This is a genomic window from Trinickia sp. EG282A, from assembly GCF_040965455.1.
GTDB lineage: Bacteria > Pseudomonadota > Gammaproteobacteria > Burkholderiales > Burkholderiaceae > Trinickia > Trinickia symbiotica.
In genome coordinates this window covers 1-13,517 of sequence record NZ_JBFRCC010000019.1, presented here as the reverse complement: position 1 = coordinate 13,517, position 13,517 = coordinate 1, and the positions used below count along the sequence as shown (strand labels likewise).

9 protein-coding genes and 5 pseudogenes are annotated in these 13,517 nt (G+C 57.5%); 10 read left to right on the top strand and 4 right to left on the bottom strand.

What is annotated here, in order from left to right:
• Positions 1–584: pseudogene (locus AB4Y31_RS31640) on the top strand (amino acid ABC transporter permease); the annotation flags it as partial.
• 55 nt (positions 585–639) lie between these two features.
• Complete coding sequence (locus AB4Y31_RS31635; protein ID WP_368677405.1) at positions 640–1,365, top strand: amino acid ABC transporter ATP-binding protein; 726 nt, start codon at positions 640–642, stop codon at positions 1,363–1,365.
• 177 nt (positions 1,366–1,542) lie between these two features.
• On the opposite strand, the gene gcvA (AB4Y31_RS31630) is transcribed toward AB4Y31_RS31635, so the two are convergent.
• Positions 1,543–2,460, bottom strand: coding sequence for a transcriptional regulator GcvA (gcvA, locus tag AB4Y31_RS31630; RefSeq protein ID WP_368677404.1), 918 nt, complete (start codon positions 2,458–2,460; stop codon positions 1,543–1,545).
• An 801-nt stretch (positions 2,461–3,261) separates the two neighbouring features.
• Here gcvA (AB4Y31_RS31630) and AB4Y31_RS31625 point away from each other — a divergent pair.
• The 6 genes from AB4Y31_RS31625 (at position 3,262) to AB4Y31_RS31600 (ending at position 10,627) form a co-directional block, all read left to right on the top strand.
• The gene (locus AB4Y31_RS31625; protein ID WP_368677403.1) at positions 3,262–4,338 is read left to right on the top strand and encodes a porin; all 1,077 of its coding nucleotides are present in this window, start codon (positions 3,262–3,264) and stop codon (positions 4,336–4,338) included.
• A 368-nt stretch (positions 4,339–4,706) separates the two neighbouring features.
• Positions 4,707–5,645 carry a transcriptional regulator GcvA gene (gcvA, locus tag AB4Y31_RS31620; protein ID WP_107153897.1) on the top strand — a complete coding sequence of 313 codons (939 nt, stop codon included), beginning with the start codon at positions 4,707–4,709 and terminating at the stop codon, positions 5,643–5,645.
• A 448-nt stretch (positions 5,646–6,093) separates the two neighbouring features.
• Positions 6,094–7,425 carry an MFS transporter gene (locus AB4Y31_RS31615; protein ID WP_368677402.1) on the top strand — a complete coding sequence of 444 codons (1,332 nt, stop codon included), beginning with the start codon at positions 6,094–6,096 and terminating at the stop codon, positions 7,423–7,425.
• An 810-nt stretch (positions 7,426–8,235) separates the two neighbouring features.
• Positions 8,236–9,381, top strand: a complete 1,146-nt coding sequence (locus AB4Y31_RS31610) for an FAD-dependent monooxygenase (protein ID WP_368677401.1) — start codon at positions 8,236–8,238, stop codon at positions 9,379–9,381.
• Positions 9,382–9,384: 3 nt separating this feature from the next.
• Positions 9,385–9,792, top strand: a complete 408-nt coding sequence (locus tag AB4Y31_RS31605; protein WP_368677400.1) for a carboxymuconolactone decarboxylase family protein — start codon at positions 9,385–9,387, stop codon at positions 9,790–9,792.
• Entirely contained in the window at positions 9,782–10,627 is an 846-nt protein-coding gene (locus AB4Y31_RS31600; RefSeq protein WP_368677399.1) for an alpha/beta fold hydrolase, read from the top strand. The genes AB4Y31_RS31605 and AB4Y31_RS31600 overlap by 11 nt, the downstream gene beginning before the upstream one ends.
• A gap of 117 nt (positions 10,628–10,744) precedes the next feature.
• Here AB4Y31_RS31600 and AB4Y31_RS31595 read toward each other — a convergent pair.
• From AB4Y31_RS31595 to AB4Y31_RS31585, 3 pseudogenes are all read right to left on the bottom strand, one after another.
• A pseudogene (locus AB4Y31_RS31595) lies at positions 10,745–11,380 on the bottom strand (IS66 family transposase zinc-finger binding domain-containing protein); the annotation flags it as partial.
• Positions 11,381–11,430: 50 nt separating this feature from the next.
• A pseudogene (locus AB4Y31_RS31590) lies at positions 11,431–11,645 on the bottom strand (IS66 family insertion sequence element accessory protein TnpB); the annotation flags it as partial.
• Between the two features lie 14 nt (positions 11,646–11,659).
• Positions 11,660–11,764, bottom strand: a pseudogene (locus AB4Y31_RS31585) (LysR family transcriptional regulator); the annotation flags it as partial.
• A 252-nt stretch (positions 11,765–12,016) separates the two neighbouring features.
• Between AB4Y31_RS31585 and AB4Y31_RS31580 the strand changes: the two are divergent.
• Together AB4Y31_RS31580 and AB4Y31_RS31575 are read left to right on the top strand one after the other, a co-directional pair.
• Positions 12,017–13,045, top strand: coding sequence for an alcohol dehydrogenase (locus AB4Y31_RS31580; RefSeq protein ID WP_368677398.1), 1,029 nt, complete (start codon positions 12,017–12,019; stop codon positions 13,043–13,045).
• A gap of 132 nt (positions 13,046–13,177) precedes the next feature.
• Positions 13,178–13,396, top strand: a pseudogene (locus AB4Y31_RS31575) (MFS transporter); the annotation flags it as partial.
• Positions 13,397–13,517 lie beyond the last annotated feature (121 nt).

The window sequence follows — 13,517 nt, the reverse complement described above, 5'->3', positions numbered from 1 at the left end:
GCGCGCTTGCGCGTGCGCCGGTTCGTCAGGTCAAGGTTCAGGTCGGTTTGTCTCATGTGCCTATTGTGCCCAGCAGGCGGCCGGTTGAACACTCGGAAATGCGTGAGTTTTGAACACCATCCCTAGTGCAGATGTTCGTCGTCTACTACGGGTTGCCCGACATTGGGGTCTCGCTCTCACCGACGACGGCGGGCATTCTGACGTTGACGTTGAATGCAGGCGCGTACCTTTCCGAAAGCATGCGCGGGGCGATTCTCGGCATCCCCGGCGGGCAATGGAGCGCATCGCACAGCTTGGGGTTGACATATTTTCAGACGTTGCGGTATGTCGTCGGCCCGCAGGCGCTGCGCCTTGCCGTGCCGTCCATGGGCAATACGCTCATCAGCCTGATCAAGGATACATCCCTCGTGTCCGTGATCACGGTGACGGAATTGCTTCGTTCCGCGCAGGAGGTCATCGCGACGACGTTTCAACCGTTGCCTTTCTACCTCGCGGCAGCAGCGCTGTATTGGGTGTTGAGCTCCCTGTTGGCGGCTATTCAGAATCGTCTGGAAGGGCAGCTTGCTTTGCAGACCCGGCACTAGGCGGCGTATGGACATGCTGCCCGTTTTCTGCGTTTTTCAGATTCGGTAACGTGACATGATCGACATTAACAATGTTTCGAAGTGGTACGGCCAACACCGCGTACTGGATAGCTGTACGACGGCCGTTCAGAAAGGTGAAGTGGTGGTTGTTTGCGGACCGTCGGGCTCGGGGAAATCGACGCTCATCAAGACCATCAATGGCCTGGAGGGTTTTCAGCAAGGGTCGATAACTGTCGATGGCGTCAGCGTGGGGCACTCGAAAGCGGATCTCACGTCGCTACGCACTCGAGTGGGGATGGTCTTCCAGCACTTCGAGCTGTTCCCACACATGAGTATTCTCCAGAATCTAACGTTGGCCCAGGTGAAGGTGCTTCGGCGGGGGCGCGAAGAAGCAGACGCAAAAGCACTGATGCTGCTCGATCGAGTCGGGCTGAAGTCACACGCGCATAAATATCCCGGTCAGATGTCCGGTGGACAGCAGCAGCGTGTCGCTATTGCTCGTGCATTGTCGATGGATCCGGCAGCAATTCTCTTCGACGAGCCGACATCGGCGCTGGATCCCGAGATGATCAACGAAGTCTTGGACGTGATGATCGAGCTTGCGCAGGAGGGGATGACGATGGTGTGCGTGACGCATGAGATGGGCTTTGCGCGCAAGGTGGCCGATCGGGTTCTCTTCATGGACGCAGGCGTAATCGTGGAGGACTGTGTAAAGGACAGCTTCTTCGATACGCCTCGATCGGACCGTGCACGGGATTTTCTGGCGAAAGTCCTTCATTGACCATGTGCGAGCGCTGCCGAGCGTAACGAACGTCGCCGCTGCTCCGTGAAGCATTCCCGAGCTAGGTGGAAGTTGCCGTCCGCGATGTCAGTCACCCGGAAGGGGCATTGGGTATGGGCGGCTCAAGCAACGAACTGAGGATCCCTTGATCGTTGGTCGCAGTGTCGTTACCGATGACTAGACCGCCGCTGCGGCCTCGCTGAGCAACCAATCGCGAAACGCGACGAGCCTTGGCTGCGTGGACGCCTCGGCTCGATATATGACGTAGTAAGCCAAGGGCGACGCAAACTTGATTTTCGGAAACAGCCGGACGAGGCGACCAGTTGCTAGGTCATCGTGCACCATCACGCTGCGCGCGAGCGCGACACCTTGTCCTTCGATTGCCGCCTGCAAAACGGCGGCTGAATTGTTGATTTTCATGCCGCGTCTCGAAGGAACATTCGTCACCCCCACCCGTTGCAGCCAGGCGTCCCAAGTCGGAAAAGCCGTGTGGCTATCCATCGACAAGTCGTGGATCAAGGTTTCTCGGGCCAGGTCAGTCGGCTTCTGCAAACGCCCATGCTTACGCAGCAGCCCGGGCGAGCAAACCGGATAGACCTCCTCGTCCATCAGCTTGTCCGCCATGAGTCCCGGCCAGCTTCCCGTGCCATAGCGCACGCCGATATCGATTCGCTGGGCAACAAAATCCACCGGTTTGAGGTTTGTGTCCAGGCGTACGTCTGTGTCTGGCCAGGCGGTTTGAAATCGTTCAATTCGCGGTAGCAACCACTTGGCGGCGAAGGAGGGACTGATGGCTACGGTGAGAACGCCGCTAGTCGATCCCTCCCTGAGTCTTTCCAAGCCCAAGGCAAGTAGATCGAACCCCGCCCGGATATCCGGCAACGCTCGTTCAGCTGCCTCACTGGGCACAAGTCGAACTCGACCGCCGGTTCCGCGATGGAACAGAGGGGTTCCCAACCATTGCTCCAGTGCGCGTACTAGTTGGCCGACTGCCGCAGGAGTGACGTGCAGTTCGACCGCGGCCGCCGAAAAGCTCTGGTGGCGCGCGCTCGCCTCGAATGCACGCAATGCATTTAGATGAACAGGTGTTTTCATGGACACAAAGTTTTTCTTTCAATGAGTGAAACTTTATCTCGTTTGGCAGTGGAACCACTCCTGGGAGTTTCCACGCTGTACTTCAGCTACCGAGCTGCGTCGTGCCGGACAGCTGCCGCGAGTCCGTGCGCCGAGCGGGTGCCTATCCGTTCAGGTCCGCATCAGTTCGCTGCAGATCGCCCTCTGTGCTAGTGCAAACCGCTTGCACAAAAAGCCATCGCGCCGAAATCGGAGTTTCCTCTCTGGTGACGGCGATCGAAAAAACGTCACGCGTTGTGCGAAAAACTGACGCAACGTCCGGCATCACCGTTCTAGGATCGAGTGCCCGCGCATCTAGTCTACTGCTGGGTGAGCCGCGATCGAGCGGACCTCGGAACCACTGGGCGTGAGGAAAGCTCACGCGTCCGTGAGTTATTGTGGTTTGCGCGCGGAGGACGACGAGATAAATACTGCCTGACACATCGTTAGCGCTATCGAGTATCGGCCAGATCTCGAACGACGGCGAAGATGCGATGGGCGACGGATGCGGAGCCGGTGAATTGCGCGAGCGGGGACTCATGCCATAAGAAGAGAAAGCTTCAATGTCTTCATTGCGTTCGCGTTTGATTGACCGGTAGCCGAGCCAAATAGTGAAGCTGCGGCCCCCAGCCAGCACGGTGGCATAGGCAAATGTATCAGTTCCGTCGGCCCAGAGGCTGGCTAGCTGCGCAAAGCCAGTGCACACGTCACCGACGAACGCAGACGTTGACAATTAGCGAACCGAAATAATAGATCGATGCCAAATTTGGAGGAGACGGACAGATGAACAAGGCTTTCAGAAAAGTAGCTGCGGTTGGCACCGCGTTACTGGCTGCGCCCGCTGCCCGTGCGCAATCGAATGTAACGCTATATGGGGTGACTGATGCTGGCGTGGTCTATAAGACGGGAGCGGGACCGCAGGGTGGCCGCAGCACGAGTGTTGTGTCAGGCGTCGAGTCGACCAACCGTTGGGGAATCAGAGGGATCGAAGACCTTGGTTCCGGCATCAAGGCTACTTTCACACTAGAAAACGGCTTTCGGATCAACAATGGAACAGGCATCAACGGCGGACAGTCGACGTCTACCACTGTCTTGTTCGACCGGGGGGCGACCGTTGGGCTATCAAGCGAGCGTTTCGGCGGACTTGAGCTCGGGCGCAACCGCTCGCCGTTCTACGAGTCATTAGTCGCGCTCGACGCAACGGGATTCGTCAATTTCGGTTCGCTCAACACGGTCTCATATCAGAATGGCAGCGGCTATAGCGGTGCTCAGTATTATTGGGTGGATAATTCGGTGAAGTACACATCACCGAAAATGGCCGGCTTTTTTGGTAGCGTGCTTTACGGATTTGGTGGAACACCGGGCAATTTTTTGAGTAAGAGCGTTATATCGGCCCGCATCAACTACCAAGTCGGTATCGCAACGTTAGACGGCGCTTACTTTCATGGGCGAGATTTAAGTGGCCTTACGGACAATTCTGTAGCGCAGGCCTACACCGCAGGGGTGAAGGTTACGTTAGATAGCTGGCAGTTTGCTGGAAACTTTACAAACTTCCGGAATCCTTCGAGCAATGCGAGTCAGAACTTTTATACCGCAGAATTCGCTTACAAGTTCGCGCCAGATCTAACTCTGAGTGGAGCTTATATTAGGTTGGCAGATCAGAGAAATGGGGACAGGAATGGAAGTCTTTATCGCATCGTCGTTGATTACTCGCTGTCGAAGGCGACGGGACTCTATGCTGCGGTGGGCTATGTGAAAAATAATTCTCGTGGCACTCTCGGCATCTTGAATTCAGTCCCAGCGGGAGGTCCAGGGCAGAATCAATTTGCGGCCGCTGCTGGCGTTCGGCATGTCTTCTAGATGGGAGCCTAACCTCTGGCGTCGACATGACGACGTCAATGGCTTGAGAGCCGTCTGCGGACGAAGAGAGGCGCGTGGTTTTTCGAAACGCTCCGCCAGCGACATCCGAAGCGGTACCTATGCCGCGTTTTACTGCCATGGCACTCGAGCGGTGGGGTGACTGTCATTTTCCTCAGATTAAGCGTCTGCTGGAACGATAGTTCACGACACCGCGCGCGTGCGTCGCCGGAATCTTTCCGGCCGTTGTCGCACATTCGACGAAGCGCCGGACCCGCCAGTGCGAAGATGACTGGTGGTTTCGTCAATTGACACCGCGTTCGCCGTGAGAAAAACTGACTCCCCGTTTGAGCGGTCGTAGCATTTGGATCATGAGTCGGCGTCTTCCCCCTTTAAACGCGGTCCGTGCTTTCGAAGCGGCTGGGCGTCATGCCAGCTTTACCAAGGCAGCGACCGAACTGAATGTTACCCACGGTGCTGTAAGTCGCCAAGTGGCGATCTTGGAGGAGTGGCTCGGCACGCCGCTTTTCCGGCGGACCGCGTCTCAAATCGTCCTGACTGACGCAGGGCGCTCGTACCTCGCCGAGGCAACGGCGGTGCTGGATCGCCTTGCGATCGCTTCCATGCACGTAGTTGATCAAGTCGCGCCGACCTCTCTCACCGTCAATGCGCCTCCGACATTCACCATGCGCTGGTTGATAGCGCGCATGTCTGGCTTCCAACGAAAACGACCCGACGTAGACATTCGACTAACGACGTCCATAGCACCCGTCAACTTCCGAGAGAATACATACGATATCGCTATTCGCGGCGCTCGAGAGCCCCTGCGCGACTGCGTGTCTATGCCGTTTATGACGGAAATAATCGTGCCGTTGTGCCATGTCGATCTACTGGAAGGCGGCCAACTGCAACATCCTGCCGACCTTGCTCGTCATACCCTAATCAATTACGTTACTGAACCTTATCCCTGGGACGAATGGCTTGCGTCCGCAGGTGTTCCAGACCTTAAGCCCGCTGGTCAGCTCAAGTTTGAGCAGATGTTCTTCGCACTGCAGGCGGCAACCGAGGGGTTAGGAATCGTACTTGCACCTCTTTTCCTCGCGATTGATGATATTTTGGCGGGACGCCTCTGCGCGCCTTTCGGTTCTCTCGCGGCTCGCTCGAGACAGTATTACGTTTGCATGGATCATAGAACCCCCCTCATTGAGAGCTTTCACACCTGGCTAATGAAGGACGGGCGCGACACCGAGCAGTCCATCGCGGCGTGGGCTGAGTCAGCCGGATGGGCTAAGTTCACGTCGATCGACTAAGCTCGCAGCGGTGCGATCACGGGCCGATGGCGCTATGAACTGGTGCGGCTTTGCGGCGCTTAGCGCGATCTCCGGACTGCAACCCCACAGACCGCAACCAAGCTGGCGTTAGCTAAACTCACGCCGCGGCAGGTTAACTCGTTTGCCGCCCGATATGGAGTCGCCGCACCATGTGTTGTGGAATCTGACTTCGGTCCGACGTCGAATCAGCTGAGCAAGAACGTGCTAGTCCGGAGTTGATCTTGCCAACTCTCTCGCTCCGCCGATCGGAGCGTCCTCCAGATAGCTGATATTGGTCGTTTCGACTGGGTCATATTCCATTCGCATACAGATGACGTGGCCTGAAGGCCCGGCGACGGAAATTTGTCGGCATCGACATCGATTGAGAGGTCGTCACGTCAATCTGTCTGTCACATGAACCGTCAGAGACACATTAGGTGGGGATAAGATGCGCCCAGTGAACATTTTTCAGATCGCCGACGACGCCCGGCTTACACGCTTTCACGCATCTATTTTCGTGATGTGCTGTTGCCTGATTATCTCAGACGGATATGATCTGGCGATAGCTGGCATCGCTTTGCCGTCGATTATGAGTCAGTTATACGTCACACCAACGCAGGCGGGTTTTATGTTGAGTTCTGCGCTTTTTGGAATGATGTTTGGGGCCATAGTATTTGGCATCATTTCCGACAGAGTCGGGCGGCGGCTGACAATGGTGATCTGCCTGTTCCTGATCAGCCTGTTTTCTGTGGCTGCGGGCTTTGCGCACGACGCGCTGATCTTCAGTGGTGCGCGATTCATCGCCGGGATTGGTATCGGCGGCCTCATGCCTATCACGGTCGCGCAAATGGCAGAGTACTCGCCACGCAATATACGCAGCACATTGGTTACCTTGATGTTCAGCGGCTACTCCGTCGGCGGAGTATTCGCCGGTCTGATCTGCAAGTTCCTTTTGGTGCATTTTGGATGGAGGACGGTTTTCTTTGCCGCCGGCTTTCCGGTCTTCTTGATCCCAGTGATTCTGAAGATGATGCCTGAGGCGTTTTCTCATCTCATTCGTTCACGTCGAGACGTGGAACTGCAGAACCTGGCCCAAAAACTCAACTCGCGGTTCGTTGCTCAGAGCGACGACGTATTTGCGCCACCCAACGATTCAACATGCGAGCGTTTTACAGCCCGAGAGCTTTTCAGGGATGGAAGGAAAGTCGGGACTCTCATGATCTGGTTGACCTTTTTTATGAACCTATTTATCGTGTATGCCTTGAGTTCCTGGCTTGTCAAATTGATGATAATTTCGGGCCACGACCTCTCGACTGCAGTGAATTTCGCCATGTTTCTTCATGTCGGGGCGATCGTAGGCAACATCAGCGGGGGGTTCCTCGCGGATCGATTGAACGCACGCGTTGTCCTGGTGGGTATGTATTTGATCATGGCTGCGTCGGTTGCTTGTCTTGGCCTAACATTGCCAGTGTGGGCGCTATCGTTTGTCGTCGCGATAGCGGGTGGGGCGACGATGGGAGCTCAAACCTTGATGTACGCGTTTGTAGGTCAGTTCTATCCGCCCTCGATCAGTGCTACGGGACTCGGTTGCGCATCAGGTATTGGTAGAGGCGGCGCGATTTTGGCGCCGATAGTTATCGGTGCATTGGTCGGCCACGCCTTTCCAATGTCTGCGAATTTTCTGGCAATTGCGCTACCGGCGTTGATCGCAGCCGTTGCGATTTCCCTGTCTGGAGGCAGAAAGAGGGAAGCGTCGATCTGCGCGCAGCGTACAGCGTAAAACAGACATTTCTTCCGAGCTTCGGCCGCGCCCCATACGTTAAAAGTAACGAGCAGCGCGGTCTCTAGGTCTCTGCAGTTCTCGCCTCCCGCGCGGTGAACAGACGAGACCGTCTACGACCGCTTACACAACCGCCGCGCGACGGCGTCCGGCTCGCCCGAGGGAGCAGATCTGCGACGTCGTTTCTGATCACTCCATGCTTCACTCTTCGAGTTCGCGCCTCGCAGATCGGCGATTATCGGCACGTCTAGCGCGCCCGAGAGCGACGTTGCATCGTCGGTTGAACCGCCGCCGCTAAGTCGCACCTCTGAACGGTATCCCCGCGGTCCTAGACAACAGATGCGGTCGCCCCATTAACAAGCGACGTAGCATTATCGTCGGCAGTTGATGAAAGCAAGCGCGATTTCGCAACGGTGCGTCTGTCTCAATGGCTGAAGCGATTCGTGCTGTCGCTCCGTCTTTTAACTGCGAGGCGTGAGCGGCCGACAAAGGACTTGACCGGTGTCGTCTGTCACGCGACTCATGGTTGTTAGGTCTGGCATCAGCCAGTCGAACAGCTTATCTCGGCTGCCACGCAAAGATCGGGGCGGTCTCTGCAGAGTGAGCGAACGTCACACTGCGCAATGTCCACCGAATCGGACAAGTGAGGGCAAACAGCTAGCAGGAGATCGTGCGGGCTTCCAAATGGCCAGACACCGGCGCAAGAAAAACTCACGCAGAGGGAGTTAAACTGGTTTGTCGACTTCCTCCGGAATCCGTACATTGTGTCAACGGCCTCCGCCGTGCAACCAGTGGATATCAGGAGGGTTTATGAAGAAGCTTCGCGTAGCGGTTATCGGTGCTGGGATGGGTGGGCTCGCGACGGCCGCGGCGTTGCAGCGTAGCGGGATCGAGGCACATGTCTATGAACAGGCAGCCAAGTTCACACGTCTCGGCGCGGGCATTCAAATCGGATGCAACGCAATCAAAGTTATGCGCGAATTCGGTCTTGAACCGGTTCTGCGGAACGAATGCTTCTACCCGCGCTCGTGGAACAATAAGGAATTCGACACGGGCGAGGTGCGTTTCGACATGGAATTCGGCGCGCTTGCAGAGGAGCGATATGGTGCCCCGTATCTGTTGGGACATCGCGGTGATCTGCATGCTGCACTCGCAAGCGCCGTTAATCCGGAAACCATCAATCTTGGTCATAAACTCGTCGGATTCGAGCAGATGACTGATGGCGCCGTCCAATTGACGTTCGACGGGCAATCGCCGGTAACATACGACGCGGTCGTCGCAGCGGACGGCGTCCACTCGCTGGTGAAGAAAACGCTTTTCGGGCACGATGAGCCGAACTTCACCGGGCGAATCGCTTATCGCACTGTTTTTCCCGCATCACTGCTTAACGGGTATGAGATCGACGACTGTACGAAGTGGTGGGGCCCCGATCGCCATATTGTCATTTACTACGTCAAGCCTGATCGAAGCGAAGTGTATTTCGTCACGAGCCAGCCGGACCCGGGCTTCACTGTCGAAAGCTGGTCTGCGATGGGCGACGTTAAGGAACTGCGAGCGGCGTTCGAAGGTTTTCACCCGCAGGTTGGTCGAGTACTGGAGGCGTGCCCGTCGGTGCACAAATGGGCACTTGTTGATCGTGACCCGTTGCCCCGTTGGAGCGACGGCAACGTAACTCTGCTCGGTGACGCATGCCATCCTATGACGCCATATATGGCGCAGGGCGCCGCAATGGCGATCGAAGACGCCGCTGTTCTCTCGCGTTGTCTGGACGGCGTAGATCGAGACGGCGTCGCACAGGCGTTCCAGCGGTTTGAAGCCACCCGCAAGCCTCGAACGTCGCGCGTTCAGCTCAGTTCGCGAACTAACACGTGGCTCAAAGATCCTTCAAATCCGGACTGGGTCTACGAATACGACGCGTGGAATGTGCCACTTGCAGCAGCTACGGAGGTCGTTTGAGCCATGGCAGACAACGCAAACAGTTTTGTCGGGAGCGAGAAGTTCGAAAAAGGGCTGAGGACGCGCAGAGAAGTTCTCGGTGACGAATATGTCAACCGCTCGCTCAGTTCAGTCGATGCCTTGGGTTGGCCGATGCAGAAACTGGTGACCGAGTATTGCTGGGACGAGATTTGGAACCGCCCAGGATTGGATCGCCGTAGTCGCAGTCTGCTCAATCTTGGCATGATCGCGGCTCTTAACCGACCGCACGAACTGCGTGCGCACATTCGCGGCGGTATCAACAATGGATTGCAGCCCGAGGAAATTCAGGAAGTCTTCCTCCAGGTAGCGGTCTATTGCGGATTTCCAGCGGCGCTGGACGGATGGCGAATCGCCCGAGAAGTGCTTAAGGAGATGGGCTGTGATCAGTAAGTGTCCAGCAGTTGATAACGGCGAATGGACAGGGTTTGAGCGGCGTCAAATCCCTGTCAAGGGCTGCGAGTTATCGATACGCATCGGCGGGCGTCCGGACGGGGAAGTGGTCCTTTTAAGTCACTCGATCCTAACAAATAGTGCAATCTGGGCTACGCAGGCGCAGCTGCTTGTCAGTCTCGGCTTCCGGGTAATTTGCGTTGATACCAGAGGCCATGGGCAGTCGGCCGCCAGTGCTCCTCCGTACTCGATGGATAATCTAGTGGCGGACGTTGTGGCAGTGCTCGATGATCTCCGTGTATCACAAGTCCACTTCGTCGGCGAATCGCAGGGAGGAATGGTAGGCTTGGGACTGGGTGTTATACATCCCCAAAGACTGCTCAGTCTCCTCGTCGTGGCGGCTCGAGCGGACGCACCGCCGCTATTCGCCGCTGCTTGGGATGAGCGTGTTGCAATCGTCGAACGTAACGATAGCGTTGCTGAATTGGCCGAGCCGACTGCTGAGCGCTGGTTCGGAAAAGACTTTCTGCACGCGAACCCGTCAGTTGCGGACGCGCTTTCTCAATGCATCAACAAGACGTCTGCGAAAGGATTCATCGGTTGCGCCCGGGCAATACAAGGCCTGAATTACCTGTCGAGAGTCCCCACTATTTCGGCGCGGACGACGCTGGTGATTGGCGAGCTAGACGAGTTGCTACTGCAGCCGATGCGCGATCTAGTCCCTACCATCCCTAACGCAGTACTTCACGAGATAGCAGGGGCCGGCCATCTCCCGCAGATTGACCAAGCGGAAAGGTTTCAGGAAATTCTTCTTCTACATTTCCAAGACGCGTAGAAGAAGTCTCCAACCGTCGCCTCGACGCAACAGGGAAGGGGGAGGATGGAATGTTGTCGAACGCCATCTTCCATCCTGCTCTGAAGAACAGCGCGATGATGACATTTCTGATCTCGCCTATGCATAGTCGTTGTCGCTCCTCAACAAGAAGCGCCATAAATGTAAGCGCGTCGCGAACGCCGTCTTGACGACGGCGTCGTGATGTTCAGTTGGCGTTGCGGAGTTGATCCGCGACGGCATGAGCTGGTCGACGCGGTTGATCGGGTGATCCGCGATGCGGGCAAATACGAAGCGCGGATAGGCTTCGGGATCGATGTCGCTGAGCTTTGCCGTCCCTATGAGGCTGTAAATCGCGGCAGCACGTTCGCCGCCGGAGTCCGGGCCGGCAAAGAGGTAATTCCGCCTTCCGATGGCCACTCCTCGCAACGCGCGCTCGACCGGCAGGTTATCGATCTCCAGCCAGCCATCGTCGCAATAGCGCGTGAGCGCCAACCATCGGTTCAGCGCATAGAGAATCGCCCGACTCGCGTGCGAGAGCAACCCCGGGCCCACCAGGCCGCGTTCGATTGGTCGGCTTGGCGCTGCTGCCTGCGCGATGTGATCGCAGCACGCGCAAGCGAACTTGGGCCGCAGGCGGCGGATCACGCGGAAGCTAGCGGGCACGTAATCGAGTTGCTCGGCAATGTCTTCACCCAGCGGCTTCAGCTTGCCGCCGCATTCCGGACACGCATCGACCGATGCCGGCAAATGTATGTCGGTCACGCCAGCGGCCAGCCAGATCTTCGTGCGGCTAGGCAGCCCGATCATGCTGGTCGTTCCGATGCGCGGCGCAACATATGCAACACCAGCCGTAACGTAGCCTCGTTGGGCGAACCTTCAATGCGAACACGAGTGTTGCCCACGTTAATCTCGATGGCGCCCACCGCCGCAGCTCTGACGGCCGGCGTAGCGGCCGGGCCGGGGTAGGCCGCGCGATCTCTTGCGTCGGTGCTTCCAACGTGACCGGCACCAATCCGACCGATCGTAGTCGCCTGCCGCAGGAGTGACGTGCAGTTCCACCGCGGCCGCCGAAAAGCTCTGGTGGCGCGCGCTGGCCTCGAATGCACGCAATGCGTTTAGATGAACGGGTGTTTTCATGGACACAAAGTTTTTCTTTCAATGAGTGAAACTTTATCTCGTTTGGCAGTGGAATCGAATCGGAGAAGAATTCCGCTGAAGCCGAAGGTCGACGATAGCTCTCCTCGTGACATCAGATGTTGGTGGGCGCCATCGATGCTGCCAGCAAGTACGATAGTTGCGCAGCGGGGCCGGGAAACGACTTGAAGCCGGAACGCTGACGGAAGGCAGCATGCGATCTTTGTCCCTATGACTGACTTGTGACCGATGAGCATGAGAAAAACCTATCGAGCCATGCAGGTGACGAAACCTGGCATGTTGGAACTGGTTGAGCGCGCGACCCCGTCGCCGGGCGCGGGCGAAGTGTTGATCGAGGTCGAAGCCTGCGGCATTTGCGGTGCCGATGCCGGCACGATTGAAAATGTTGATCCGGCAGTGCTGCCTCCCCGGGTGCCTGGCCACGAGGTGGTCGGCCGAATCGCTGCAGTCGGTCCGGGAACTCCGGCGCGCTGGACGGTCGGGCAACGAGTTGGTGTGGGCCGGCTCGGCGGCCATTGCAACGCATGTGAGCAATGTCGGCGCGGGCAATTTCAGCTGTGCACGAACCAGCCCATCGTAGGCTCCAGTTGCGACGGCGGCTACGCCGAAATGATGGTGGCACGCAGCACGGGTCTCGTCTCCATTCCCGACGAGTTGCGTTCCGAGGAGGCGGCGCCCATTCTGTGCGCCGGTATTGCGACCTTCAATGCGCTAAGAAAGTCGGGTGCCGAACCTGGGGACATCGTGGCCGTTTTGGGGATCGGCGGCTTGGGGCACATGGCGTTGCAGTACGCGCGCAAGATGGGTTTCAAGGTCGTGGCGGTCGGCAGAGGGCAGGACATCGCGGAAGACGCGCTGAAACTGGGGGCGCATATCTACATCGACACCCGTGTCGAGGACGCCGCAGAAAAGCTCAAGGCGATGGGCGGCGCTCAGGCGCTCGTGACCACGATCGGCAATGCGGAGACGGTATCGGAGCTGATGGGCGGTCTGGCGCCCCAGGGCCGGCTGATGGTGTTGGGCGTGGCCAAGGACCCGCTGTCGGTCTCGACCGGCCAGCTTGTCGTTGGACAAAAGAGCGTGGCGGGATCGCTGACCGGCACGCCCTACCAGAGCGAAAGGGCGTTGGACTTCAGTGTCCTGACGAGCGTGCGCCCGATGATCGAGACGATGCCATTGCAGATGGCACTTGATGCCTACCGGAGGGTAAGGACTGGCGACGTGCGATTCCGGATGGTCCTGGTCATGGGCAGCAGCGAGTGAGACCTAGGCGTCGTTACTCCCGGCTGGCAGCTCCATTCCTTTGCGAAACACAACACCCGCTTTAGCGAACGCACCTGTTCGACGAAATCGATTCTCAACTGCGGCGAGGCCGCGATTAACAGATTGGACCCAATGTCAGACGCAAACCCCGGCAATTTGCATGGCGCTCCATTGTCGTTTCTTCACGCGCATGCCAACGGGAACGTCGCGAGGCTGACAATCGCTCAGGCGCTGGCTGGTGCGAACTCGACCGTGATCTATGCAACGGGCGCGATCGTCGGAAACGCATTTGCACCCAGTCATGCGCTGGCTACCCTGCCTGTATCCATCTTCGTCGTCGGCATGGTGAGTATTTCGGACGAACGTGACCGGCCGTTTCGGGATCGTGACCGACGATTTCGGCAACGTGACCGACCATTTCGGGAACGTGACCGAGCGGACCGGCAGGCAGGATTGGCGTTGCGCATGACAT

Coding starts and splice junctions, on each gene's coding strand:
- AB4Y31_RS31635 (WP_368677405.1), top strand. CDS start 640: ATGATCGACATTAACAATGTTTCGAAGTGGTACGGCCAACACCGCGTA.
- gcvA (WP_368677404.1), bottom strand. CDS start 2,460: ATGAAAACACCTGTTCATCTAAATGCATTGCGTGCATTCGAGGCGAGC.
- AB4Y31_RS31625 (WP_368677403.1), top strand. CDS start 3,262: ATGAACAAGGCTTTCAGAAAAGTAGCTGCGGTTGGCACCGCGTTACTG.
- gcvA (WP_107153897.1), top strand. CDS start 4,707: ATGAGTCGGCGTCTTCCCCCTTTAAACGCGGTCCGTGCTTTCGAAGCG.
- AB4Y31_RS31615 (WP_368677402.1), top strand. CDS start 6,094: ATGCGCCCAGTGAACATTTTTCAGATCGCCGACGACGCCCGGCTTACA.
- AB4Y31_RS31610 (WP_368677401.1), top strand. CDS start 8,236: ATGAAGAAGCTTCGCGTAGCGGTTATCGGTGCTGGGATGGGTGGGCTC.
- AB4Y31_RS31605 (WP_368677400.1), top strand. CDS start 9,385: ATGGCAGACAACGCAAACAGTTTTGTCGGGAGCGAGAAGTTCGAAAAA.
- AB4Y31_RS31580 (WP_368677398.1), top strand. CDS start 12,017: ATGAGAAAAACCTATCGAGCCATGCAGGTGACGAAACCTGGCATGTTG.